This window comes from Tsukamurella paurometabola (genome assembly GCF_900631615.1).
Lineage (GTDB): Bacteria > Actinomycetota > Actinomycetes > Mycobacteriales > Mycobacteriaceae > Tsukamurella > Tsukamurella paurometabola_A.
Genome location: NZ_LR131273.1, coordinates 4531977 through 4554175, shown reverse-complemented (window position 1 = coordinate 4554175; position 22199 = coordinate 4531977). Strand labels below are relative to the sequence as shown.

The window sequence follows — 22199 nt, the reverse complement described above, 5'->3', positions numbered from 1 at the left end:
CAGCGCAAGAGCAAGCTGCACAAAGCCATTGCCGCGTCGGCGATGGGAAACTTCACCGAATGGTTCGACTACGGCGTCTACGCCGCGACCACCGCCTACCTGACGCAGGCGTTCTTCCCGGGGACGCTCGGCACCCTCGGCACCCTGCTCGGTTTCGCGGTGTCCTTCGCGCTGCGCCCCCTCGGCGGCTTCGTATGGGGCCCGCTCGGCGACCGGCTCGGCCGGAAGGTGGTGCTGGCGACCACCATCCTGCTCATGGCCGGATCGACCGCGCTGATCGGCGTCCTGCCCACGCACGCCCAGGTGGGCGTGCTCGCGCCGGTACTGCTCATCGGTTTGCGCGTCGTCCAGGGCTTCTCGACCGGCGGTGAGTACGGCGGCGCCGCGACCTTCATGGCGGAGTACTCGCCGGACAGCAAGCGCGGCCGCTACGGCAGCTTCCTCGAGTTCGGCACCATGTGCGGTTTCGCCGGTGGTACGGCCTTCGTGCTGCTCCTGCAGCAGCTGCTCACGCGCGACGAGATGTACGACTGGGGCTGGCGCATCCCGTTCTTCGTCGCGATCCCACTGGGCTTCGTGGGCTGGTACCTGCGGCACCAGCTGGACGACACTCCCGTCTTCGAGGAGATGGCCGAGGAGCAGGAGCACCAGGGCTCCGCCTGGCAGCGCTTCGTGTCCCTGCTGCGGGACTACAAGCGCCCCATCATGATCATGTTCGGGCTGGTCATCGCCCTCAACATCGCGAACTACACCCTGATCGCGTACATGCCCACCTACCTGCACGGCACGATCGGCATGACCGAGTCCGACTCGTCGATCCTGATGCTGATCGGCCAGGTCGCGATGGCGCTGTGCATCCCGTTCTTCGGTGCCCTCTCGGACCGCACGGGACGCAAGCCGATGTGGTGGTTCTCGCTGATCGGCCTCCTGGTGATGGCGTGGCCCATGTTCTGGCTCATGGGCCAGGGATTCGGCTGGGCGATCCTCGGATTCGTGGTGCTCGGGCTGCTGTACATCCCGCAGCTGTCGACCATCACCGCGACCTTCCCGGCGATGTTCCCCACGCAGGTGCGCTACGCGGGGTTCGCCATTTCGTACAACGTGGCGACCGCCGCCTTCGGCGGTACGGCGCCGCTGGTCAACGACGCGGTGGTGGAGAACACCGGCTGGCTGCAGTTCCCGGCCTTCTACATGATGGGGGCCTGCGTCATCGGCCTCATCGCGCTGCCGTTCCTGCAGGAGACCAAGGGCTGCTCGATCCGCGGCACCGAGGTGCCCGGTCCGGACACCGACGCCACCCGTCTCGCGCAGATCGAGGAGGCGAAGCTCGCCAAGGCGAGCTGAGGCGGTCCGGTGATTACAGTGGTCCGGTGACCAGGATCATCGCCGGGGCGGCACGCGGGCGCAGGCTCGCGGTGCCGCCCCGCGGCACTCGGCCCACCTCGGATCGCGTCCGCGAGGCGCTGTTCAGCGCGCTGCAGTCGCGCCTCGACGTCGACGATCTCGCCGTCCTCGACCTCTACGCGGGGTCGGGGGCGCTCGGCTTCGAGGCGCTTTCCCGCGGGGCCGCGCGAGCGGTCCTCGTGGACGCCGACGCGAAGGCGGTCGCGGTGATCAACCAGAACGCGCGTGCCGTCGGACTGCCGGGCGCGACGGCGCACCGTCGGGCCGTGCGGGCGTTCCTCGACCTCCCGGCCGAGCCGTACGACCTCGTCTTCCTGGACCCGCCCTACGACCTGCCCGCCGACACCGTCGACGGCGATCTCGCCGCGCTCACCTCCGGGTGGCTCGCGCCGGGGGCGCACGTCGTCGTGGAGCGGTCGGCGCGGACGCCCGCGGCCACCTGGCCCGAGGGGTTCGACCTCGATCTGACGCGCGACTACGGGGAGACCCGCGTGGAGATCGCCGTCTGGCAGGATGACCGGGCATGAGCAAGGCGTGCTGCCCCGGGTCGTTCGACCCCATGACCAACGGCCACCTGGACATCTTCCGCCGCGCCGCGCGGATCTTCGACGAGCTGGTGATCACCGTCGTCGTGAATCCCAACAAGCAGGGCATGTTCTCCATCGACGAGCGGATCGCGTTGATCGAGGAGAACGTCGCGGACCTGCCCGGCGTCACCGTCGACCGGTGGACCGGCCTACTGGTGGACTACGCGAAGGAACAGGGCGTCGCGTGCATCCTCAAGGGGCTGCGCAACTCGACGGACTTCGACTACGAGCTGCCGATGGCCGGCATGAACATGCATCTCACCGGTGTCGAGACGGCCTTCCTCACCACCGCCCCCGAGTTCTCCTACGTCTCGAGCTCGCTGGTCAAGGAGGTTGCCAAGCTGGGCGGTGACGTCTCCGCGCTGATCCCGCCCAACGTGCAGACCGCCCTCAGCGCCAAGCTGTCGTGAATTCGGCCGAATTCTGCGGTCCGAGGCAGAATCGGGCTTCGTAGGCCAGGAAACCGCCGAGTTCACGGCGGAGTCGACACGCGGCGGCGCCGTTACGGCGAAACATCGGTCCCACCCGTCACAATGGGTGCATGTACCGCGTATTCGAAGCACTGGACGAGCTGGGCGCCATCCTGGAGGAGGCGCGCAGCGTCCCCATGACCGCCGGGTGCCTGGTGCCCCGCGGTGATGTGCTCGAGCTCCTCGACGACATCCGCGACGCCTTCCCGGCCGACCTCGACGACGCGCAGGACGTGCTGGATCAGAAGGACCGCCTGATCAGCGAGGCCCGCACCCACTACGACACCACGGTGGCCCAGGCCAACTCCGAGGCCGATGCCACCCTCAGCCGCTCCCGCGCCGAGGCCGACCGCCTGCTCGCGGACGCGAAGGCCCAGGCCGACCGCATGGTCGCCGAGGCGCACCAGCACGCCACCGGGCTCGTCGCCGAGGCCCGCGCCGAGGACGAGCGGATCCGCCGCGGTGCCCAGCGCGAGTACGAGGCCGTGACGGGCCGCGCCCGCGCCGAGGCCGAGCGGCTCGTCGCCGACGGCAACGCCGCGTATCAGCGGTCCGTCGCCGAGGGCATCACCGAGCAGGAGCGTCTCGTGGCCGAGACGGAGGTCGTGGCGGCCGCCAAAGCCGAGTCGGACCGGCTCATCGACGCAGCGCACGCCGAGTCGGACCGTCTGCGCGGGGAGTGCGACGTCTACGTCGACACGAAGCTCTCGCAGTTCGAGGAGGTGCTCGGCGCCACGATGCGGTCGGTGAACCGGGGCCGCCAGCAGCTGCGCACCGCCGCCGGCGTGCACGATTACAGCGATCACGGCGCCGCCGACGGCTACCTCGAGGAGTTCGCCGAGTCACGGGTCGACGCGCGCTAGGCGAGTTGACGTACAATCGGGTGTTTGGCTTGACCTGACGAGTTCCCGAGGATTGTTGTGAACGAACCCAATGCCGCCGTGCGCCAGCCGGCCGGTAAGCCGTACGTACTCGACGTCCGAGCCTTCGGGCGCCGGCCCGGCACCTCCGCGCAGGTGCACCGCACGGTGGCCGCGCCCGAGCGCATCGGTGTCGACCTCATCGGCATCGAGTCCGGCGAGGAGGTCGATCTCGACCTGCAGGTGCAGGCCGTCTCCGAGGGCGTCCTCGTGACCGGCACCGTGAGCGCCAACACCGCCGGCCAGTGCGCCCGCTGCCTCGACCCGCTGTCGGGTGCGCTCAACCTGTTCCTGACGGAGCTGTACGCCTATCCGGACAGCGAGACCGCGGCCACCACCGACGACGACGAGATGTACCGCATCGAGGACGACATGATCGACCTCGAGCAGGCCATCATCGACGCGGTCGGCATGGAGCTCGCCCTCGACCCGGTCTGCTCCGACGACTGCCCGGGCCTGTGCCAGGGCTGCGGCGAGAAGCTCGCGGACCTGCCGGCCGACCACGCGCACGAGCAGATCGACCCCCGGTGGGCCGGACTCGCCAAGTTCGCCACCGACGGCGAGGCCGACACCCAGTGAGCAAGCGCCTCCCGGCGCCGCCCGCCACGGACCGCGCCCCTCTGCTGGAAGCCCTGGGCGTCGCCCTCGATGACGAACTGCTCACCCTGGCACTGACGCACCGCTCGTACGCGTACGAGGCGGGCGGGCTGCCCACCAACGAACGGCTCGAGTTCCTCGGCGACAGCGTGCTCGGCATCTCCGTGACCGAGTGGCTGTACACCACGCATCCGGACAAGCCCGAGGGCGAGCTCGCCAAGATCCGCGCCAGCGTGGTCAACATGCACGCCCTCGCCCGCGTCGCCCGCGGGCTGGGGGAGGGCGGCCTCGGTGCGCACCTGTACCTCGGTCGCGGCGAGGAGCTCACCGGCGGCCGCGACAAGGATTCGATCCTCGCCGACGGCACGGAGGCGCTCCTGGGGGCGGTACACATCCAGCACGGCATCGACACCGCCCGCGAGGTGGTCCTGCGGCTGTTCCTGCCTCTGCTCACCGCCTCCTCGTCCATGGGCGCGGGCCTCGACTGGAAGACCTCGTTGCAGGAGCTCACCGCCGAGCGCGACCTCGGCGCGCCGGCCTACCGCATCACGTCGACCGGGCCGGACCACGACAAGGAGTTCACCGCCGTCGCGGTGGTGGACGAGAACGACCTCGGCGAGGGCGTGGGCCGCACCAAGAAGGAGGCCGAGCAGAAGGCCGCCGCGGCCGCCTGGAAGTCGTTGGACGAGGGCACCGCAGGTCCTGCTGCTGACGGTGACGCCGAGCAGGCGCCCGAGTCGGCCTGATGCCCGAGCTGCCCGAGGTCGAGGTCGTCCGGCGCGGCCTCGTCGACCATGTGGTGGGTCGCGGCGTCACCTCCGTCGAGGTGCTGCATCCCCGCGCCGCGCGCCGTCACGCCGCCGGCGAGGCCGACCTCATCGGCCAGATCACCGGAGCCGACGTGGAATCCGCGCAGCGCCGCGGCAAGTTCCTGTGGCTACCGCTCGCCCGTGGCGGTGCCCCGGCCGATGCCGCGATCGTCGTGCACCTGGGGATGAGCGGGCAGATGCTCGTCGACGGCGGCGCAGTCAGTGGTCGGGGCCCAGGTGACGACCGGCACGTGCGCATCCGGGCAGGGCTGTCCGACGGTGCCGTGCTCCGGTTCGTCGACCAGCGCACGTTCGGCGGCTGGGCCGTGGATCCGCTCGAGGAGGTCGCGGGAACTCTCGTGCCCGCGTCCGTCGCGCACATCGCCCGGGACCCGCTGGACCCGCTGTTCGACCGCGACGCCGTGGTCGCGCGGATGAAGCGCAAGGACACCGAGATCAAGCGGGTGTTGCTGGACCAGACCGTGATCTCCGGTGTGGGCAACATCTACGCCGACGAGGCCCTGTGGCGCTCCGGCATACACGGCCGCCGCCGCGCCTCCGCTCTCACCAAGCCCGCGCTCGGACGCCTCATCGACGACGCCACCGACGTGATGCGGCAGGCCCTCGACCAGGGCGGCACCAGCTTCGACTCCCTGTACGTGAACGTCAACGGCCAGTCGGGTTACTTCTCCCGGTCGCTGGACGCCTACGGGCGCGACGGTGAACCCTGCCGCCGCTGCGGCACCATCATGCGCCGCGAGTCGTTCATGAACCGCAGCTCCCACTTCTGCCCGACGTGCCAGAAGGCGCCGCGCCGCTGACCGTTGGAGCCACCCGCCCCGCGCGACTCAGGGGCTGGTGGGCCACGCGCCGTTCGCAGGCTCCGACGCACCGCTAGGTGGGGGAGCCGCGTTCGCTCGCTGTTCTCGTGTGAGCCGCAGCGGCCACACTCCGCGGAAGATCTCCACGAACAGCGCCACGACGATCACCCATGTGAGAACGGTGCGTCCGACCGCCGAAGGAGGAAGTACGACGCCGGCTGCGAGATACGCGAGCCCGACTCCGATCGCGCAGATGGAGGCGGCACGCAGCCACATCCTCGTCATGATGCGTCGGTATTCCGGCAGGTGGGCAGACCAGTAATCGCGGTACTCCCGCCTTCGGAACGATGGTCGCCACAGGGACAAGAGAACGAGGATCATGCCGAACCCGAGTGCGATCGCGGCCGACACGAGTTGATTCTCGACGAACGCGCTGCGCGACATCCACGTCGAGACGCGGCCTCCCGAGTACGTCCGCGGATACGGATCAGGCCCGGCCACGTAGGTCAACCCGAGCGTCGCTACGTAGAACCCCACCGCGCCGATGAACAGCCCCCACTGTTTCTGCATGCGGTCACGCTACGAACCGACCGCGGTGATCGTGTGTCCCCCACACCGACTAGGGGAATGTTCACAATCACCCGGCGAGCGGAACCGAACCGGGGTCTGGTGCGTCGCCCTGCCGGGGGATCAGTTGATGATCTCGCCGCGGTCGGTCGGGGCCTTCGAGATCAGGGTGTCGCGCCACATCTGCAGCGCCTCGGGCGTGAGCCGGGTCCAATCGGTCACCTCGGCGACGACGCGCAGCGGCTCGGTGCTGCGGTACGAGCGGGTGGGGTTGCCGGGGAACTTCTTATCGGTCACGTTGGGGTCGTCCTCGAAAGCGCCGGTGGGCTCCACCTCGTACACGCGCGGGGCGGCACCGTCGGACTTGAGCTCGGAGGCGAGCTCCGCGGCGAGCCCGGCACCGTCGCGCAGGGCGGTGAAGTAGATGTGGTTCATCACCACGTCGGGGCGGTAGTTCGAGACGAAGCCCGCGCTGAGCAGGTCTCCGGGCCGGAGGTCTGCGGTGGTGCCGTGGAAGAAGGGGCCGGTTTCCGTGGAGGCGCTCATGCCGCCAGGTTATCCGCCGGCGGCCGCACCAGCCGCCACACGAGGTGGCCGCTGCTCACGGCGATCACCGCGAGGACGATCCAGATACCCGCGTCGATGACTGCGCTCCCGTCCGGACGCACGATCGTGCTCGTCACCGACACGGCCAGAAGGAGCAGCACCGCGGTGCCCACCGTCAGCAGGTAGCGCTGGAGGAGCGCGTCGAGCCCGGGCCGGTGATCGGGGGAGAGCCAGTAGGAGCGCGCGGTCGGCGGGAGGTTGATCAGGCGGTCCGGGATGGCGGTCGTGCAGGCGGCGAGGACACCGAACAACGCTCCGACGGCCGCCGTCGTGACGGCGAGGAGTCCGACCGCGGAACCCCGCGGGCTCCAGGAGTCAGCCGTCCCACCGGCGCCCCAGTGCGTGGGGAAGGGGTCGGGCCCGGACGCCGCGGCCCAGGCGAGTGAGGCGCCGCAGAGCAGGACCGCGACGAGGAAGATCCACCAGCGAAGTCTCATACGGGGGACGTTACCTCGGCGAATGACTGCCTGTGCGGCCCTGGTGAACGCCGCGCGACGCGGTGGAGGAGCGCTTCGGCGGGTGCGTGAGCAGCCAGATCAGATAGCCGATGGAACCCACCAGCGCGACGAGGAAGAGGATCACGAGCGTCGACTTCGCGGCGGTCTCCGTCGGGTCGATGATCGTCACCACGAACGTCGCGCCCTGGAGGACGAGGAAGAGGCCTCCCGCCCAGAGCAGGAAGCCCGAGACGATGTCGTCGAACGCGGGGCGGTGCGCGGGGGACAGCCAGTAATCGCGTCGTGGCGTGTTGACGATCGAGGCCGGGATTCGCGGTGCCGCCAACGCCAGCGCCGCGAACAGGACGGCGACGCCGGCCGCGATCCCCGCGTGCAGCGGCACGGCCTCGCTGCGCGGGGTCCAGGAATCGGGCTGCCCGGACAGGCCGAAATGGGTGGGGAACGGGTCCGGACCGGAGACGGCGGCCCACGCCGCTGCCGCGGCGTACGCGACGACGGTTCCGAGGAAGGACCACCACCGCGCGCGCATGGGCCCAACGCTACCGCTCACCCGCCGCCCGCACCGGGCCGCCCGGCAGTGGTCGCGGACGGTGCTGCCGTAGATTGGACGCATGGCCGACGACACGAACGCGCAGGCACCGTCCACCGAACTCTGGGTCGAGCGCACCGGCGTGCGCCGCTACACCGGCCGCAGCTCGCGCGGCGCCGAGGTGCTGGTCGGATCGGCGGACGTGGAGGGTGTGTTCACCCCCGGCGAGCTGCTCAAGATCGCCCTCGCCGCGTGCAGCGGCATGTCCACCGACCACGTGCTCGCCCGCCGGCTCGGCGAGGACTACGACGCCACCGTCCGCGTGTCCGGCGACGCCGACCGGCAGAACGAGGTCTACCCGGAGCTCAACGAGATCCTCGAGCTGGACCTGTCCGAGCTGGACGAGGCGGCGCAGGAGCGACTCATCACCGTGGCGCGCCGCGCCGTCGACCAGGTGTGCACCGTGGGCCGCACGCTCAAGGCGGGCACGACGGTCAATCTCGACATCACCTCGGAGTAGCGCGTGCCCGACGATCAGGCCCGGATGACGGCGTGGGTGCACGGCCACGTGCAGGGCGTCGGGTTCCGGTACTGGACGAAGACCCAGGCATTGGAACTGGGCCTGCTCGGCTACGCTGCGAACCAGCCGGACGGCCGTGTGCGCGTCGTCGTCGAGGGGGATCGGTCCGCATGCGACACTCTGCTGCAACGCCTGTGGTCGGGGGACACTCCGGGCAGGGTCGATCTGGTCGTGGAACTGTTCGGGCCCGCGCGAGGCGGGCTCCCGTCGTTCGAGGAGAGGTGAGGCATGCAGCCGCCCGTTCCTGAGAACCGCCCGGTGGGCGACATCCCCGGGCCGGAGTCGAATTACATGCCGCCCGTGCCCGGCCTTCCGCCCCAGGTGAACCTGCCCGACACCGCGGAGCCCCCGCGCCGACCCGGCCGGATCCGCGAGCAGGACGAGAACACGACGGCCCGCCCGGAGACGGTGGCCGAGGCCCGCGCCCGCCAGCGGGCGCAGCGGCAGCGCGCCGAGGACGAGCAGCGCGCGGCGGCGGAGGCCGCCGCCGCGGCCGCGAAGAAGAGCCGCCGCCGTAAGCAGATGATCGGTGCCGGAGTCGGCGTCGGGGTCGTCGGCGCCATCGCACTCCTCTACGTGGCGATCCCGGACAACGACGACACTCAGCCCGTCGCCACGCAGACGGCGTACTGCACCGTCGACGGTGACCAGGTGGTCTCCGACGACTACTGCTCGCGCGGCACCTACAACCCCGTGACGGGCTTCATCTTCCTCAATGGCATGAGCTACCGGTACAACTACGGCGGCTCCTACAACAACGGCCGCGTCACCGGCGGCAGCTACGACCGGCCCCCGAACACCGCCTTCCGCACGTCCTCGGGCGCGGCGGTGGATCCGGCCAAGACCACCTCGTTCGGCGCCAACGGCCAGACCAACGCGGCGAGCAAGCCCGCGCCGCCCGCTGCCGGGTCCAAGTCCGGCGGATCGCGGTCCGGCGGATCGGGGAGCGGGACCAACGCCGGGAGCAACAGCGGCTCCAGCGGCAAGAACATCGATCGCGGCGGGCTGGGTACGTCCAGCAAGGGCGGGGGCTCCAAGGGCGGCTCCGGATCGAGCGGGTCCTAGTGCGGCGCATGCGGGGAACGCCCCGCGCGGGCTGGCAGCGGACCGTCGAATCGCAGGGCCTGGTGTTCGGCACCCCCGCGCGCGACGGTGCCGGCGACAGCCGGAACTACTGGGACGAGTCCGTGTTCTACGAGTTCGACATGGACGAGGTGCTCGCCCTCGAGGCGCAGGTCGAGGTGCTGCACTCCATGTGCCTCAAGGCCGTCGAGAACGTCATCCTCACCGAGCGGTACGCCGACTTCGGCATTCCCGAGTGGGCGTGGGGCGCGATCGAGGAGTCGTGGAAGCGGCAGGACCCGCACGTGTACGGCCGCTTCGACCTGCGCTACGACGGCCGGCGGCCGGCGAAGCTGCTGGAGTACAACGCCGATACGCCCACCTCACTGCTCGAAGCCGCTGTGGTGCAGTGGTACTGGTTCCAGGACACCGCGCCGGACAAGCGCTCCTGGGACGAGGGTGGCTACGACCAGTGGAACTCGCTGCACGAGGCGCTCGTGGAGCGCTGGGGCGAGATCCGGAACGTGATCCCGCCGTCGGAGCTGCACTTCACCTGGTCCGGCGCGGACGCGACGGGCGAGGACCACGTGACCACCGGCTACCTGCAGGAGACGGCCGCCGAAGCCGGCTTCGACACCGTCGGCCTGCCCATCGAGGACATCGGCTGGGATCACGACCTCAAGACCTTCGTCGACCTCGAGGACGCCCCGATCCACTCGGTGTTCAAGCTCTACCCGTGGGAGTGGATCCTCGAGGACGACTTCGGCAAGCGGGTCGTCGAGTCGATCCCCGCCACCACCTGGATCGAGCCGCTGTGGAAGGCGATCCTCTCCAACAAGGCGATCCTCGCGGTGCTCTGGGAGATGTACCCCGATCATCCGAACCTGTTGCCCGCCTTCATCGACAGCCCCGGCTTCCTCACCGAGTACGTCAAGAAGCCCAAGCTCGGGCGCGAGGGCGCGAACCTCACGATCGTCGACGGGGGCCGCGAGACCGCCACCGGCGGCGTCTACGGCGCCGAGGGCTACGTGTACCAGATGTTCGACCCGCTTCCCGAGTTCGACGGCTACCGTCCCGTGATCGGCGCCTGGGTCGTCGGTGACGAATCCGCCGGCATCGGCATCCGCGAGACCTCCGGCCTCATCACCGACGACGGTGCCGCCTTCATCCCGCACCGCATCACCCCGAAAGGCACGACCGCATCATGAACACGACCCTCCTCGCCGCCGCGGACCTGGGCACCCTGGGCAAGGGCATCGGCGCGATCTGCTTGTACGCCCTCGTCGGCCTGGTGCTGATGGTCGCCGGCTTCTACGCCGTGGACCTCTCCACGCCCGGCAAGCTCCGAGAGCTGGTGAAGTCCGGCAAGCCGAACGCCACCTACATCACCGGCGCGGGCATGCTCTCGATGGCGTTCATCATCGTCGTCGCGATCTACGCCAACTACACCGGCGGCGGCAACCTGCTGGACGGTGTCATCTACTCGCTCGTCTACGGCGTGGTCGGCATCGTCGCCCAGATCGTCTCCGTGCGCGTCCTCGACCTGGTCACGGGCGTCGACATGGAGGAGCTCATGTATTCGGAGGTGTTCCTGCCGCAGGCCCGCGTGATCGCCGCGTCGCACGTCGCGCTCGGTCTGATCGTCGCCATGGCGGTGCTCTGACGGCCGCGTCGTGAAGCAGCACCGCGTCACCCTCGCCGACGTCGCCCGGGAGGCGGGCGTCTCGGTGACGACGGTGTCGTTCGTGCTCTCCGGGCGGGAGGGCATGCGGATCACCGAGTCCACCGCCGATCGGGTGCGCGCCGCGAGTGAGCGGCTCGGCTACCGGCCCGACCTGGCGGCCCGCAGCCTGCGCGCGCGATCGACGATGACGCTCGGACTCGTCTCGGACACGATCGGGTCCGAGCCCTACGCCGGGTACATGGTGCGCGGCGCCATCGAGGAGGCCAGGGCGACATCGCGGATGGTCATCCTCGCCGAGACCGAGGACTACACCTCCGACGGCGCGGACCTCGTGGAGGCGATGCTCGACCGCCGGGTGGACGGTCTGATGTACGGCGCCATGTACACCCGCGACGTCGTGCCGCCCGCGGGTCTCGCGACCGTCCCGCACGTCTTCCTCAATTGCCTGCCGGGCGAGCTCACGGGGCCGGCAGTGGTGCCCGCGGAGCGCGCCGCGGGCAGAACCGCCGCCGGGGCGATCCTCGCCGCAGGGCACCGTGACGGGATCCACCACATCGGCGGCCGCCAGCTGTCGGCGCTGCATCCCGAGGGGATCCACGCGGGACACCAACGGCTGCACGGGATCGAGGAGGAGCTCGCGGCGGCCGGGGTCGGGCTCGCGAGCGTCGTCGAGTGCGAGTGGGTGCCCGAAGCGGGCTATCGCGCGGTGAGCGAGCTGTTGCGCTCGACGCGGCCCTCGGCGCTGATCTGCGCGAACGACCGCACCGCGTTCGGCGCCTACCAGGCGCTCGCCGAAGCCGGACTCTCCGTGCCGCAGGATGTTTCGGTCATCGCCTTCGACGATTCGCAGCTCGCCGGTTGGATGCGGCCCGGCCTCACGTCGGTGGCGCTGCCGCACCGGGAGATGGGCGCGCGCGCCGTCGACCTGCTCGTCTCCGGCGATCTGGCGCCTGTCGTCCACGAGGTGCCCATGGAACTCTTCGCGCGGGGATCGATCGCCTCGGCCTGACTCGTCTGTACTCTCCGTCCGCCGGCGGGGCCCGTCATGCGCTATATCGATAAGCTAAAACGATTAAGCTCTTGTGAACAGGGTGTTCATCGATGTAGTCTTCGTCACACCCGGACGGCAGAGACCGGCCGGATCACGGCGAGAGTTTGGATCCCCATGGCATCGTTCCCCCAGGCCTTGAAGAACAGGGCCTACCTGCATTCCTCCGTCACGTTCCTGTTGTTCTTCGCCTCGTGGGGCATCTGGTGGTCGTTCTTCTCGCCGTGGCTGCTCAAGAGCCCGGAGGAGGGCGGTCTCGGGCTGAGTGGCGCCGAACAGGGCACGGTGTACTCCACCAATTCGATCGCCGCGCTGATCGTGATGTTCCTGTACGGCACAGTGCAGGACAAGCTCGGCCTCAAGCGCCATCTGGCGATCCTCGCGTCCGTCGCGATGGCCGGCGTGGGGCCGTTCTTCATCGTCGTCTACGAGCCGCTCCTGCAGTCCCGCTTCGCGGTCGGCGTGGTCGTGGGTGCGATCTATCTGTCCTTCGGCTTCCTCGCGGCGGCGGGCCTGCTCGAGGCCGTCAGCGAACGCGCCAGCCGCCGCTTCGGATTCGAGTACGGCCAGGCCCGCATGTGGGGATCCTTCGGCTACGCGATCGTGGCGTTGGTGGCCGGCTTCCTGTTCGCCGTCGACCCGCACCTGAACTTCTGGGTCGGCTCCGCCTTCGGCGTCGCTTGCCTGCTGGTGCAGATCCTCTGGAAGGACGAGCAGGCCGACGTCGTGCACGTCGAGCCCACGACCCCTTCGCTGCGCGAGATGGCAGCCCTCCTGACAATGGGGCGGCTGTGGAAGGTGATCCTCGTGGTCCTGTTCACCTGGACCTTCTACACCGTCTACGACCAGCAGATGTTCCCGGACTTCTACACGCACCTCTTCGACGATGTGAAGCGCGGCGAGCAGGTCTACGGCGTGCTCAACTCGGTGCAGGTGTTCCTCGAGGCCGCCATGATGGGCGTGGTGCCCGTGCTCATGCGCAAGGTGGGCGTGCGCAACATCCTGCTCCTGGGCTTCACGGTGATGGCCGTCCGCATCCTGGGCACCGCGGTGTTCAGCGACCCGGTCGCGGTCTCCGTCGTCAAGATGCTGCACGCCCTCGAAGTGCCGCTGTGCATCCTCGGCGTCTTCCGCTACTTCACGCTGCACTTCAACGCGAAGCTGTCGGCCACGCTCTACATGGTCGGCTTCCAGATCGCCTCGCAGGTGGGTGTCGTCCTCCTCTCGCCGCCGCTCGGCGCGCTGCGCGATCGGCTCGGCTATCAGCCCACGTTCTTCATCATCGCCGCCACGGTCGCGGTGGCCGGCACCGTCGGCTACCTCATCCTCAAGAAGGACGACGAGGAGGTCGACGGTGACCCGTACCTCCGCGACGGCCAGGAGCCGCTCGACACCGCGAAGGCCGGCGCATGACAGGGAGGCTCGAGGTGACCATGGCAGACGACCTGGCGCGCGCCGAGGCCGCGGTGGCGGACCTCGCGGCGCGCCGCGGCGATCGCTGGTATCCGCGCGTGCACATCGCGGCGGCGGCGGGGTGGATCAACGACCCGAACGGTCTGTGTCACTTCGGCGGCCGCTATCACGTGTTCTTCCAGCACCACCCGTACAGCGCCCAGTGGGGGCCGATGCACTGGGGCCACGTCTCCAGTGCCGACCTGGTGACCTGGCGGCGCGAGCCCATCGCGTTGGCGCCGAGCCTGGAGGAGGACCGCGACGGGGTGTTCTCCGGCTCCGCGGTCGTGGACGGCGACGAGATGGTGGTCTACTACACCGGCCACCGGTGGCGGAACGGCGTGAACGAGGACGAGGGCAACCTCCAGGTCCAATGCGTCGCCCGGTCCTCCGACGGGACCACCTTCACCAAGGACGGCGTCGTCGTGACCGGCCCGCCCGAGCTGCCCCACTTCCGCGATCCGAAGGTGTGGCGCACCGACGGCACCTGGTACATGGTGTTCGGCGTCTGCTCGGCGGACGAGCGCGGCGAAGTGTGGCTGTACACCTCCACCGACGGCGCCGCCTGGGAGTTCGACCGGGTCGTCTACCGCGATCCCGACCCTGACGCCTTCATGCTGGAGTGCCCGGACATGTTCCCGCTCGGCGACAAGTGGGTCATCACGTACTGCCCGATGGGCCGCAAGCCCGACGGATACGGCCTGCGCAACGGCCACAACGCCGGCTACGTGGTGGGGGACTGGTCGCCCGGCGAGGAGTTCGTGCCGCTCACCGACTACCGGCCGGCGGACTGGGGCGCCGAGTACTACGCGCCGCAGAGCTTCGAGGCGCCGGACGGGCGACGGATCGCGTTCGGCTGGATGGGCGGATTCGACCGCCCGATCGCTTCGCAGCGCGACGGCTGGTGCGGGCAACTCACCGTGCCGCGCGAGCTCACCCTCGGCGACGACCTCCGGGTGCGGGCCCTCCCGGTCGTCGAGTTCGCGGGACTGCGGCGCGACACCGCCGACCTGGGGGCGACGACGCTCGGTCGCGACGAGGAGCGGGAGCTCCTCGGGGACCTCGACGCGGCCGACATCGAGCTCACGGTCGCGCTCGACGACGGTGACGCGGAGCGGCTGGGCATCGTCCTCCGGACCGACGGCGGCGACGAAGTCGTCATCGCCTACGACGACCTCGCACGGCGCGTGCTGGTCGATCGCCGCCGCGCGGGAGAGGGCGAGCGGGGCTACCGGGCGGCGCCCGCCGACGGCGACGAGCTCCGGCTGCGTGTGATCGTGGATCGCGGTTCCGTCGAGGTGTTCGTCGGCGACGGCGCGGAGTGCGTCAGCTCCCTGGTGTTCCTGGGGGAGGGAGTGCGCTCGGCGGCCCTGTTCGCGGAATCGGGAACCGCGAGGTTCACGCGGGTCGCGGCACACCGGCTCGGGTCCGTCTGGGAGAACTGACCCGGCGGGTATTCTCGACGATTGTGTATCTCAAGTCGCTGACACTGAAGGGCTTCAAGTCCTTCGCTTCGGCGACGACTCTGCGCCTGGAACCGGGCATCACCTGCGTCGTCGGGCCCAACGGCTCGGGTAAGTCGAACATCCTCGACGCCCTCCGCTGGGTGATGGGGGAGCAGGGCGCCAAGGGCCTGCGCGGCGGCAAGATGGAGGACGTCATCTTCGCCGGCACGTCCGGCCGCGCGCCCTTGGGCCGCGCCGAGGTCACGCTCACCATCGACAACTCCGACGGTGCGCTGCCCATCGACTACTCCGAGGTCTCCATCACGCGGCGCATGTTCCGCGACGGCGCCGGCGAGTACGAGATCAACGGCACCAAGTGCCGCCTCATGGACGTGCAGGAGCTGCTCTCCGACAGCGGCATCGGCCGCGAGATGCACGTCATCGTCGGCCAGGGGCAGCTCGCGGCGATCCTCGAGTCGAAGCCCGAGGAACGTCGGGCCTTCATCGAGGAGGCGGCAGGCGTGCTCAAGCACCGACGCCGCAAGGAGAAGGCGGTCCGCAAGCTCGACTCGATGCAGGCCAACCTCGCCCGGCTCACCGACCTCACGACGGAGCTGCGCCGGCAGCTCAAGCCGCTGGGGCGGCAGGCCGAGGTCGCCCGTCGGGCGCAGACCATCCAGGCCGACCTCCGCGACGCGCGCCTGCGCCTCGCCGCCGATGACCTGGTGCGCCGCCGCGAGGAGCTCGCGAACCAGAGCGGAAACGAGGCCGCGGTGCGGGAGGAGCAGAATCTCGTCGCGGCGCAGTTGGACGAGGCGAACGCGCTGGTCGCGGACCATTCCGAGGCCGTGGCCGCGCTGGATCCGGCGGTGAAGGCCGCGGGCGAGGGCTGGTTCTCGCTGTCCGCGCTCGCCGAGCGCGTCTCGTCGACGGAGCGCATCGCGTCCGAGCGCGCCCGCCTGCTGTCCGAGCCCGTCCAGCACGCCCCGGGCCGTGACCCCGATGAGCTGGAGGCCGAGGCCGAGCGCGTCGCCGAGGAGGAGGCCGAGCTCATGGAGGCCCTCGAGGAGGCCGCGATGATCCTCGAGGAGGCGACGGAGGAGCTCGCGTCGCGTGAGGAGGCGGCCCGGGACGCCGAGAAGGCGCACATGGCCGCGGTCGCGGCCATCGCGGACCGTCGGGAAGGGCTCGCACGCCTGGCCGGTCAGGTCGAGACCCTGCGCACCCGCGCGGAATCCGTCGAGGCGGAGTCCGGGCGGCTCACCGCCGCGATCGCCGAGGCGGTGGAGCGCGCCGAGACCGCCGAAGCCGAGTTCGAGCAGGTCCAGGGGCAGATCGCCGAACTCGACGCCTCCGAGGCCTCGCTCGATGAGCACCACGAACGCAGCGTCGCGGCCTACAACGCCGCGAGTGCGCGGGTGGAGGAGCTGCGCGCCGCGGAGCGGGAGGCCGAGCAGAAGGTCGCCTCGCTCGTCGCGCGCATCGAAGCGCTGACGATGAACCTGGACCGGGGCGACGGTGCCGCGTGGGTAGTGGAGAACGTCGACGGTGTGACGGCCGCGGTGGCGTCCCGGCTGTCCATCCGCGGCGGCTACGAGAAGGCCGTCGCCGCTGCGCTGGGGCCGGTGGCGGAGGCCGTGGCGGCGGGGTCTCGGAATCTGGCCGTTTCGGCCATCGACAAGCTGCGGGAGGCGGATGGCGGGCGGGCGTCCGTCGTCGTCGAGGGCGTCGCGCCAGGGACTTTGCCGTCGGGTCCCCTGCCCGACGGTGCCGTCTGGGCCGTCGACTGCGTGGAGGCACCGTCCTCGTTGGAGGGTGCGGTGACTGCGGCCCTGGCCGGGTTCGTGCTGGTCGGGTCTGTGGACGAGGCCGTGGCCGTGGTCGCCGAGCGTCCCGAGCTGCGAGCCGTCACATCCGACGGTGACGTCATCTCGCACGGGGTGCTCACCGGTGGCTCCGCGGCGCGGCAGTCGACGCTGGAGGTGCAGAAGTCGATCGACGCCGCCGAGGCGACCCTGGCGGAGACCCGGCGGTCGGTGGAGTCGCTGTCCGCGGCGCTGGCCGGAGCGAATGAGGATTTGGCGGCGCGGCGCGAGGTGACGGAGTCGGCGCTGGCGGCGCTGCACGAGTCGGATGCGCAGCTCGGCGCGATCTACGAGCAGTTGGCCCGGCTGGGGCAGGCGGCGCGGAGCGCGCGCGACGAGGCGGAGCGGCTGGTGGCGCAGCGTGCGCGGATCGAGGCGTCGCGGGACGAGACGCGGGCCGCGCTGGTGGAGCACGAGGAGCGCCTGCGGCTCGCGGAGGAGTTGCCCGAGGATTCGGTGTCGGTGGGCACGGATGAGCGGGACGCTGCGGCGGCCGCCCTGGCTGCGGCGCGTTCGGTGGAGATGGAGGCGCGCCTGGCGCGGCGGACCGCCGAGGAGCGTGCGGCCGGCGTGCGGGGCAAGGCCGAGGGGCTTCGACGGGCCGCTGCTGCCGAGCGTGCGGCGCGGGAGCGGGCGGAGGCGGCGGCTGCTGCGCGCCTGTCGGCCGCTGCTGTGGCGGCGTCAGTGGCGGAGGGCGCTGCGCTGGTGTCCTCGCGGCTGGGGCGCGCGGTGACGCGTGCTGCTGCGCATCGTGATGCGCTGGAGGCATCACGGGCGCAGCGCGCCGGCGCGCTGGATGTCGCGCGGCAGGAGAGCGCGGCGCTGACGGCGCGGTTGGCCCAGCTGACGGATGCGGTGCACCGAGACGAGGTGGCGCGGGCGCAGGCGGCGCTACGGATCGAGCAGCTTGAGGAGCAGGTGGTGGCGTCGTTCGCGATGTCGCCGGACGATCTGGTGGCCGAGTACGGGCCGGATGTCTTATTGCCCCCGTCTGCGCTGGAGTTGGAGGAGTACGAGGCGGCGCGGGAGCGTGGCGAGAATGTGGTGAAGCCGCAGGGCCTGCCGTTCGACCGGGCGGTGCAGGAACGGCGTTTGAAGCTCGCGGAGAAGGACCTTGCGACGCTGGGGCGGGTGAACCCGCTGGCGCTGGAGGAGTTCGCGGCGCTGGAGGAGCGCTACAACTTCCTCTCCACGCAGCTCGAGGACGTGAAGTCGGCCCGCGAGGATCTGCTGAGCGTGGTCGAGGAGGTGGACGCCAAGATCCTGCAGGTGTTCACCGAGGCCTGGGTCGACGTCGAGCGCGAGTTCGTTGAGGTGTTCAAGACATTGTTCCCCGGCGGCGAGGGGCGCCTGATCCTGACGGAGCCGGGGGACATGCTGACGACGGGCATCGATGTCGAGGCCCGGCCGCCGGGCAAGAAGGTCAAGCGGCTCTCGCTGCTGTCCGGCGGCGAGAAGTCCTTGACCGCCGTCGCGATGCTGGTCGCGATCTTCCGCGCCCGGCCCTCACCCTTCTACGTGATGGACGAGGTCGAGGCCGCGCTGGACGACACCAACCTGCGGCGGCTGATCTCACTGTTCGAGCAGCTGCGCGACAAGAGCCAGCTTATCGTGATCACGCACCAGAAGCCGACGATGGAAGTCGCCGACGCGCTCTACGGCGTGTCGATGCGGGGGGACGGCATCACCCAGGTCATCTCCCAGCGGATCCGTGGACAGGAGCTCGGCGCTCTGCCCGTATAGATCGGGAAAAAATCCGGGCACTCTGTTGACTGTCAACAAGACCGTATTAGATAGTTGCAATACAACTGGATCGCCTCGGTTCCGCTGGCTGTCGTGTAATGTTGGGCGCCGAGTTATCACAGTTCGCGAATTGGGGGGAATAGTGAAGATAGTGTCGTTCTTCAATCACAAGGGTGGCGTGGGTAAGACCACTCTCATTTTTAATATCGGAATCGCCCTTGCTCGCGCCGGGCGCTCCATACTATTTGTGGACGCTGACCCGCAAGCTAATCTGACGAGTCTGGCATTGCCCGCGGAAAGATACCAGACCGTACTCGACGAAAAGCGCGATATTTATCACGCTCTCCTACCTGTGATCAAGACGACCGGCGACATCGCCGACGTTACCCCGGAACTTATTCGCGACAATGTGTGGATTCTCCCTGGGCATATTCGCCTAAGTGAGTTCGAAGGGATTCTACCCGAGAGCTGGACTAGCAGCCTAGCAGGAAGATACAATGGATTCCAGCAGACGACTGCAATTCAAAGATTGATACTTTCTACTGTCGAGAAGATTGGGTGCGACTTCGTTTTGATTGATGTCGGCCCAAGCGTAGGAGCGCTCAACCGTGTAATCCTTCTAGGGTCAGACGGGTTTGTTGTCCCCTTGGCTCCTGATCTGTTCTCAATTACGGCACTGCCGAGTGTGGGAAAGAGTCTGACTGACTGGGTATCGGAGTGGAGAATTGCACGCGAGCAAGCCGATAGGACGGGTATTTCGTCGGACTTCGTGGGCAGCATGTTGCCGGGATGCCCAATCCCGATAGGCTATATTAGCCAGCAGTTTGCGAGCTACCGAAGCGCACCTACAGCAGCATTTAAGGAGTGGTATCACCGCATTCCCGCAACATATGACGCGGAGATACCCGAAAAACTCTCCTCGTTGGGGATCGCCACCCCAAAACCTCCAGGGCAGTTGGGAACGATTCGGAACCTTTCCAGTCTCGTTCCGCGAGCGCAGGAGTCGAATTCTGCTATTTTTGAATTGTCCGGAGCGGAAGCACGCGGCGCTCAATATATCAGGGCACGTGACACTTTCGAGGACTTCTCGCACCTTGCGTCTGCGATTGAATCCCGCCTGGAGGAGGCGTTAAATGTCGAATGACATCGTGCTTCTCGACACTAACGTAATCGCAGAAGCGGGAAATCTAGATTCTTTGAGCTTTCGCGCCGCGCGAAAGATCGCTCGGTCATCTGGCATTGAGATAGGTATCACGAGCATTACCTTCGAAGAGAGCGTCAACCTGGTGTGCGCGAACGCGCGAGAATGGATTGATCAACTGGCGAGGTCGAGTCGCAGGCTCGGCGCGTTGATCGACCTAACAACATTCATTCCAGGGATATCTGAGATTGAAGCCATTTGGGAACAGCGACTTCGTGAGAACTTCCGTGTTTATGGTGTTGACGGGCGCGATGCCATCGAGGCGCTTCGGCGCGAGGCGCGCCGTGTGGCTCCAGCGAAGGAAAAAGGAGTAGGGGCACGCGACTGCGCAATTTGGCTAACAGCACTCAGGCTCGCGCGCGAAGGTTGCAAAGTTTATCTTGTCACTCACAACTCTCAGGATTTCGGCTCTGAAGGCGAGTTCAAACCAGAATTGCAGGCAGAGATAGTAGCTGATCAGCTGGCGATCGAGTACGCCAGCTCCATAAGGGACCTTCTTGCGAAATTGACGAATCCTTCAGAGGTTGTAATCGCGGCGGAAAGCATTGATGCAGCAAGTATCATGAATGGCGCTTTCATGTCGAGGGTTCGAATCGATGACACGTTCTCGTCGCTCGAGATCTCTACCGCTGAGGTGAGCTTGGAGGACGCTGAAGTGTCGTTCTCCAATTTGACTGTCGACGGGGTCTATAAACTAGATGTTCTTGTTGTCGTCGTTCTCAAGGCGGATTACTTGGTTGACATGGGAGAGGAGGGACTGAGTCCAATATCGGGCAATGTCGAGTGCTTCGCGGAGTATGATCTTCAGTTTGAGGGGTTTCGGCCCGTTGACCCTGCAGATATGAAGATTATTAGCAGTTCAATCTCGGCTACTTCTCTCAAAATCACTGAAGTCTAGCGCGAATCTTTTCGATAGCGTCCGCATCTGCCGGTAGCCAATGAATAGATGCTATTGTTTCTTCGGTAACCCAACGTAATTCAGAGTGCGAGTCCCCGGCAGTTGGTTCGCCATCAACTATTGCGGAGAAGTACAGAAACATTTCGAACTTTGAAGATATCGGCCATGCGCCGGAGGGATGGGGCAACTGGTCGCCAACTTCGATTATCGTTCCCAGTTCTTCAAAGATCTCGCGTGCTAGCGCCCTCCTCGGCGACTCGTTTGGCTCGACCTTTCCGCCGGGAAACTCCCAGAGCCCTGCTAGTGTATCGGGACGCATTCGCTGCGCAGCTAGAACGCGCGTAGGATGCGCCAAGTCGTCGACGATGATTGCGGCGACGACGAGCGTTGGAAGTTTGCGATCGATCTGGCGAAACTCGTCTGGTCGCGTGATCATGCGCTCAGGAATTCATTGTATCGAGATGAGAGGAGATCTCTAGATGGACGGAGCTTATTCGAGCTGGGGAGGTACATTAGCTTCCCGTTATGGAGGCGCTTTAGTCCGTGTTCAAGCATCGGCCCATCGTCCTCATCGAGGATATCTTTTCGGATTTTTACCAGATAATCCGGGGTGATTCCCAGCATGTTTTCATCGAACGCCTGGTGGTGGATTTTGCACAAGCTTAGTCCGTTTACGACCGATGGTTCGCCACCGCCGCTATCTGGAATAATGTGAGCCGCATCTAGTAGCTTCCGATGGTGCAGTTTACATATCGCGCAATGGTCGTTGTATGCGGAGAGCACCTGCGATCGAAAAAATCTTTGGTGGACTCGAGATATTGTTTGGCGGGTTACGTAGGCACGGAGTGCGGTCTCGATCGGTGAGCCCGACTGGAAGATTGGAGCAATGTCCTCGAATGCCAAGACGAATTGCTTATTCTCGGGTTCTTCGCCAACGACGCGCAAAGGAAAGACTGGCTGAAATTCGCGGTCCGATACCTTTATGAACCACGGAACGCCCAGGTCTGTGCCAATAAGTTGCCGTACTGCCTTGTTGCGATAGTCGTCGAATGATTCCCCTTGCCAGCTGTATCGGATGAACCCATCTGGTCCGATTCCGTCAGCGTATCCAAATTTCTCGTTCGACTCATAGGTGGTGAGTGAGATTGCGCGGGTGAATCCAGTGGGTTTTCGTATCCCGCCCTGGTGGTCGATTATCTTGAACGGGGCGCCGTTGAATTTGAAGTCGTATAGTAGGCTAGACTTTGCGATCGGGTGTTCTTGGTCGTTACTTGCGTGTCGCAGAAATTCCATAATCTCGGCGCGGAGCTGGAGATCGAGACTCTCTGAAGACATGCTGCTCCTCTTTCCCGCCAAGCTACGTAACTACCGTCACAGTAGCGGAGAGTTGACGCGCGTGACCGACGGGCTGCCGTGAGGTTGGGGGCACCGTCGGGCCTGGGGACGTAACGTA

General features: G+C 67.5%; 24 protein-coding genes. 18 read left to right on the top strand and 6 right to left on the bottom strand.

All coding sequences use genetic code 11. The features are described from left to right. Nucleotides 1–42 precede the first annotated feature (42 nt). From ELY19_RS22660 to mutM, 7 genes are all read left to right on the top strand, one after another. Entirely contained in the window at nucleotides 43–1344 is a 1302-nt protein-coding gene (locus ELY19_RS22660) for an MFS transporter (RefSeq protein ID WP_227967247.1), read from the top strand. A gap of 26 nt (nucleotides 1345–1370) precedes the next feature. Beyond that, nucleotides 1371–1931 (top strand): 16S rRNA (guanine(966)-N(2))-methyltransferase RsmD, encoded by a 561-nt coding sequence (gene rsmD, locus ELY19_RS22655; RefSeq protein WP_126198503.1) that lies wholly within the window; start codon nucleotides 1371–1373, stop codon nucleotides 1929–1931. Further along, a complete protein-coding gene (gene coaD, locus ELY19_RS22650; protein ID WP_126198502.1) occupies nucleotides 1928–2401 on the top strand; it encodes a pantetheine-phosphate adenylyltransferase in 474 nt (157 codons plus the stop codon). The genes rsmD and coaD overlap by 4 nt, the downstream gene beginning before the upstream one ends. 131 nt (nucleotides 2402–2532) lie before the next feature. Then, complete coding sequence (locus ELY19_RS22645; protein WP_126198501.1) at nucleotides 2533–3324, top strand: DivIVA domain-containing protein; 792 nt, start codon at nucleotides 2533–2535, stop codon at nucleotides 3322–3324. 57 nt (nucleotides 3325–3381) lie between these two features. After that, a complete protein-coding gene (locus tag ELY19_RS22640) occupies nucleotides 3382–3960 on the top strand; it encodes a YceD family protein (protein WP_126198500.1) in 579 nt (192 codons plus the stop codon). Next, nucleotides 3957–4724, top strand: a complete 768-nt coding sequence (rnc, locus tag ELY19_RS22635) for a ribonuclease III (protein ID WP_126198499.1) — start codon at nucleotides 3957–3959, stop codon at nucleotides 4722–4724. The genes ELY19_RS22640 and rnc overlap by 4 nt, the downstream gene beginning before the upstream one ends. Then, a complete protein-coding gene (gene mutM / locus ELY19_RS22630; protein ID WP_126198498.1) occupies nucleotides 4724–5608 on the top strand; it encodes a bifunctional DNA-formamidopyrimidine glycosylase/DNA-(apurinic or apyrimidinic site) lyase in 885 nt (294 codons plus the stop codon). The genes rnc and mutM overlap by 1 nt, the downstream gene beginning before the upstream one ends. Before the next feature lie 27 nt (nucleotides 5609–5635). On the opposite strand, the gene ELY19_RS22625 is transcribed toward mutM, so the two are convergent. The 4 genes from ELY19_RS22625 to ELY19_RS22610 form a co-directional block, all read right to left on the bottom strand. Then, the gene (locus ELY19_RS22625) at nucleotides 5636–6178 is read right to left on the bottom strand and encodes a hypothetical protein (RefSeq protein ID WP_126198497.1); all 543 of its coding nucleotides are present in this window, start codon (nucleotides 6176–6178) and stop codon (nucleotides 5636–5638) included. A gap of 120 nt (nucleotides 6179–6298) precedes the next feature. Beyond that, nucleotides 6299–6721: an NAD(+)--rifampin ADP-ribosyltransferase gene (arr, locus tag ELY19_RS22620; protein ID WP_126198496.1), complete on the bottom strand. Its 423-nt coding sequence runs from the start codon at nucleotides 6719–6721 to the stop codon at nucleotides 6299–6301. Further along, entirely contained in the window at nucleotides 6718–7218 is a 501-nt protein-coding gene (locus ELY19_RS22615) for a DUF1648 domain-containing protein (RefSeq protein WP_126198495.1), read from the bottom strand. Before ELY19_RS22615 ends, arr begins: the two co-directional genes overlap by 4 nt. 10 nt (nucleotides 7219–7228) lie before the next feature. After that, nucleotides 7229–7768: a DUF1648 domain-containing protein gene (locus tag ELY19_RS22610; RefSeq protein ID WP_164711683.1), complete on the bottom strand. Its 540-nt coding sequence runs from the start codon at nucleotides 7766–7768 to the stop codon at nucleotides 7229–7231. Nucleotides 7769–7850: 82 nt separating this feature from the next. Here ELY19_RS22610 and ELY19_RS22605 point away from each other — a divergent pair, with 82 nt between their 5' ends. From ELY19_RS22605 to ELY19_RS22555, 11 genes are all read left to right on the top strand, one after another. Continuing rightward, entirely contained in the window at nucleotides 7851–8288 is a 438-nt protein-coding gene (locus tag ELY19_RS22605; RefSeq protein ID WP_126198493.1) for an OsmC family protein, read from the top strand. A gap of 24 nt (nucleotides 8289–8312) precedes the next feature. Then, complete coding sequence (locus ELY19_RS22600; RefSeq protein ID WP_126199001.1) at nucleotides 8313–8573, top strand: acylphosphatase; 261 nt, start codon at nucleotides 8313–8315, stop codon at nucleotides 8571–8573. Between the two features lie 3 nt (nucleotides 8574–8576). After that, nucleotides 8577–9413, top strand: a complete 837-nt coding sequence (locus tag ELY19_RS23670; protein ID WP_197715955.1) for a hypothetical protein — start codon at nucleotides 8577–8579, stop codon at nucleotides 9411–9413. After that, entirely contained in the window at nucleotides 9413–10618 is a 1206-nt protein-coding gene (locus ELY19_RS22590) for a glutathionylspermidine synthase family protein (protein ID WP_126198492.1), read from the top strand. Before ELY19_RS23670 ends, ELY19_RS22590 begins: the two co-directional genes overlap by 1 nt. Next, nucleotides 10615–11073 carry a DUF350 domain-containing protein gene (locus ELY19_RS22585; protein ID WP_126198491.1) on the top strand — a complete coding sequence of 153 codons (459 nt, stop codon included), beginning with the start codon at nucleotides 10615–10617 and terminating at the stop codon, nucleotides 11071–11073. Before ELY19_RS22590 ends, ELY19_RS22585 begins: the two co-directional genes overlap by 4 nt. 10 nt (nucleotides 11074–11083) lie before the next feature. Further along, a complete protein-coding gene (locus tag ELY19_RS22580; protein ID WP_126198490.1) occupies nucleotides 11084–12103 on the top strand; it encodes a LacI family DNA-binding transcriptional regulator in 1020 nt (339 codons plus the stop codon). Nucleotides 12104–12259: 156 nt separating this feature from the next. Next, entirely contained in the window at nucleotides 12260–13555 is a 1296-nt protein-coding gene (locus ELY19_RS22575) for an MFS transporter (protein ID WP_126198489.1), read from the top strand. Nucleotides 13556–13575: 20 nt separating this feature from the next. Beyond that, a complete protein-coding gene (locus tag ELY19_RS22570; RefSeq protein ID WP_126198488.1) occupies nucleotides 13576–15039 on the top strand; it encodes a glycoside hydrolase family 32 protein in 1464 nt (487 codons plus the stop codon). 23 nt (nucleotides 15040–15062) lie between these two features. Then, entirely contained in the window at nucleotides 15063–18647 is a 3585-nt protein-coding gene (gene smc, locus ELY19_RS22565) for a chromosome segregation protein SMC (RefSeq protein WP_126198487.1), read from the top strand. Between the two features lie 178 nt (nucleotides 18648–18825). Then, the gene (locus ELY19_RS22560; protein ID WP_164711682.1) at nucleotides 18826–19791 is read left to right on the top strand and encodes a ParA family protein; all 966 of its coding nucleotides are present in this window, start codon (nucleotides 18826–18828) and stop codon (nucleotides 19789–19791) included. Further along, nucleotides 19781–20746 carry a PIN domain-containing protein gene (locus ELY19_RS22555; protein ID WP_126198485.1) on the top strand — a complete coding sequence of 322 codons (966 nt, stop codon included), beginning with the start codon at nucleotides 19781–19783 and terminating at the stop codon, nucleotides 20744–20746. Before ELY19_RS22560 ends, ELY19_RS22555 begins: the two co-directional genes overlap by 11 nt. Here ELY19_RS22555 and ELY19_RS22550 read toward each other — a convergent pair. Next, nucleotides 20733–21182, bottom strand: a complete 450-nt coding sequence (locus ELY19_RS22550; RefSeq protein WP_126198484.1) for a (deoxy)nucleoside triphosphate pyrophosphohydrolase — start codon at nucleotides 21180–21182, stop codon at nucleotides 20733–20735. The two genes, ELY19_RS22555 and ELY19_RS22550, sit on opposite strands and share 14 nt — an antisense overlap. Beyond that, the gene (locus tag ELY19_RS22545) at nucleotides 21179–22081 is read right to left on the bottom strand and encodes an HNH endonuclease (RefSeq protein ID WP_227967050.1); all 903 of its coding nucleotides are present in this window, start codon (nucleotides 22079–22081) and stop codon (nucleotides 21179–21181) included. The genes ELY19_RS22550 and ELY19_RS22545 overlap by 4 nt, the downstream gene beginning before the upstream one ends. Between the last annotated feature and the right edge of the window lie 118 nt (nucleotides 22082–22199).

Bases quoted from the DNA above. Each gene is read 5' to 3' on its own strand.
- ELY19_RS22575 (WP_126198489.1), top strand. From the start codon at position 12,260: ATGGCATCGTTCCCCCAGGCCTTGAAGAACAGGGCCTACCTGCATTCC.
- ELY19_RS22555 (WP_126198485.1), top strand. From the start codon at position 19,781: ATGTCGAATGACATCGTGCTTCTCGACACTAACGTAATCGCAGAAGCG.
- ELY19_RS22550 (WP_126198484.1), bottom strand. From the start codon at position 21,182: ATGATCACGCGACCAGACGAGTTTCGCCAGATCGATCGCAAACTTCCA.
- ELY19_RS23670 (WP_197715955.1), top strand. From the start codon at position 8,577: ATGCAGCCGCCCGTTCCTGAGAACCGCCCGGTGGGCGACATCCCCGGG.
- ELY19_RS22600 (WP_126199001.1), top strand. From the start codon at position 8,313: ATGACGGCGTGGGTGCACGGCCACGTGCAGGGCGTCGGGTTCCGGTAC.
- ELY19_RS22615 (WP_126198495.1), bottom strand. From the start codon at position 7,218: ATGAGACTTCGCTGGTGGATCTTCCTCGTCGCGGTCCTGCTCTGCGGC.
- mutM (WP_126198498.1), top strand. From the start codon at position 4,724: ATGCCCGAGCTGCCCGAGGTCGAGGTCGTCCGGCGCGGCCTCGTCGAC.
- arr (WP_126198496.1), bottom strand. From the start codon at position 6,721: ATGAGCGCCTCCACGGAAACCGGCCCCTTCTTCCACGGCACCACCGCA.
- ELY19_RS22605 (WP_126198493.1), top strand. From the start codon at position 7,851: ATGGCCGACGACACGAACGCGCAGGCACCGTCCACCGAACTCTGGGTC.
- ELY19_RS22585 (WP_126198491.1), top strand. From the start codon at position 10,615: ATGAACACGACCCTCCTCGCCGCCGCGGACCTGGGCACCCTGGGCAAG.
- ELY19_RS22610 (WP_164711683.1), bottom strand. From the start codon at position 7,768: ATGCGCGCGCGGTGGTGGTCCTTCCTCGGAACCGTCGTCGCGTACGCC.
- ELY19_RS22625 (WP_126198497.1), bottom strand. From the start codon at position 6,178: ATGCAGAAACAGTGGGGGCTGTTCATCGGCGCGGTGGGGTTCTACGTA.
- ELY19_RS22545 (WP_227967050.1), bottom strand. From the start codon at position 22,081: ATGTCTTCAGAGAGTCTCGATCTCCAGCTCCGCGCCGAGATTATGGAA.
- ELY19_RS22645 (WP_126198501.1), top strand. From the start codon at position 2,533: ATGTACCGCGTATTCGAAGCACTGGACGAGCTGGGCGCCATCCTGGAG.
- coaD (WP_126198502.1), top strand. From the start codon at position 1,928: ATGAGCAAGGCGTGCTGCCCCGGGTCGTTCGACCCCATGACCAACGGC.
- ELY19_RS22660 (WP_227967247.1), top strand. From the start codon at position 43: ATGGGAAACTTCACCGAATGGTTCGACTACGGCGTCTACGCCGCGACC.
- ELY19_RS22570 (WP_126198488.1), top strand. From the start codon at position 13,576: ATGGCAGACGACCTGGCGCGCGCCGAGGCCGCGGTGGCGGACCTCGCG.